Origin of the sequence: uncultured Campylobacter sp. (genome assembly GCF_938040115.1) — a bacterium.
Classification (GTDB): Bacteria; Campylobacterota; Campylobacteria; order Campylobacterales; family Campylobacteraceae; genus Campylobacter_A.
Genome location: NZ_CALHXD010000268.1, coordinates 1 through 1,416 on the forward strand (window position 1 = coordinate 1; position 1,416 = coordinate 1,416).

The window sequence follows — 1,416 nt, forward strand, 5'->3', positions numbered from 1 at the left end:
TATCGCCGCTGTGAATGCCCGCCTCTTCGATATGCTCCATTATCGCGCCGATATATACGTCGCGTCCGTCGCAGATCGCATCAACATCAAGCTCGGTCGCGTCAAGTAAAAATTTATCTATCAGCACGGGCGAGTGGTTGCTCACGCGCACCGCCTCGCTCATATACTGCCTAAGCTCCGCTTCGCTATGCACGCGCCTCATCGCACGACCGCCGAGCACGTAGCTAGGGCGCACGAGCACGGGGTAGCCGATCGCAGCGGCCTTTTCGATCGCCTCGGCTTCGCTTACGGCGGTATCGTTTTTCGGCTGTTTGACGCCGATACTTGCGATAAACTCGCTAAATTTTTTGCGGTCTTCCGCTACGTCTATCGTGCGCGCGCTCGTGCCGATGATCTTGGCTCCCACGGTGCTTAGGCGTTTGGCGAGCTTTAGCGGAGTTTGGCCGCCGAAATGCACGATCACGCCGTCAGGGCTCTCAGCCTCGATGACCGCTCTAACGTGCTCGAAATCGATCGGCTCGAAGTATAAAATATCGCTCGTGTCGTAGTCGGTGCTGACGGTTTCTGGGTTGCAGTTATACATTATCGTGGTGATCCCCATATCGCGCAGAGCGTAGCTGGCGTGCACGCAGCAGTAGTCAAACTCTATGCCCTGGCCTATGCGGTTTGGACCGCCGCCGATGATCATCACTTTTTTCTCTTTTTGCGCCAAATTTGCGTTTAAATTTGACTCGGCGAAATTTGATGAAAGATGCGGTAGTTTCGTGATATTCGTCGTCGAGTAAAGATACGGCGTGAGCGCCTTAAACTCGCCCGCGCAGGTGTCTACCTCGTTGTATTCGAGGTTTATGCCCATTTTCTCGCGCGCAAAATATATATCGTTTTGACCTAGGTCGAGGTTGTCTTTTAAATTTATCAGGTGCGCGATAATCTTGTCCGAAAAGCCCATCGTTTTGGCCTCTCTTAGCAGCGGCTCGTCGTTTAGGATGTCCATGTCGATACGCTCTTCAAATTTAACTATCTGCCAAATTTGATCCAAAAACCACGGGTCGATCTTGCTCATCTCGTGCACTTCGGCCACGCTAAGCCCATCGCGAAACGCCTGCGCGACGTATAAAATGCGGCTTTCGTTCGCGTTTCTAAGACCGTAAATTAGCGCGTTTTTCTCTAAATTTACGAAGTTAAATCCGTAATAGTCCTTTTCCATCGAGCAAAGCGCCTTTTGGATACTTTCCTTAAACGTCCTGCCGATCGCCATCACCTCGCCCACGCTCTTCATCGCGGTGCCTAGATACGGGTTCGCGCCCGGGAATTTCTCAAACGTAAAGCGCGGGATCTTGGTCACGATGTAGTCGATGACGGGCTCAAAGCTAGCAGGCGTGCCGGTGATGTCGTTTTTGATCTCATCCAGGCTAA

General features: G+C 52.1%; 1 protein-coding gene. It reads right to left on the minus strand.

The window, feature by feature from the left end; all coding sequences use genetic code 11:
• On the minus strand, positions 1-1,416 hold a 1,416-nt coding region (gene carB, locus Q0314_RS08990; RefSeq protein ID WP_298058386.1), incomplete at both ends, for a carbamoyl-phosphate synthase large subunit.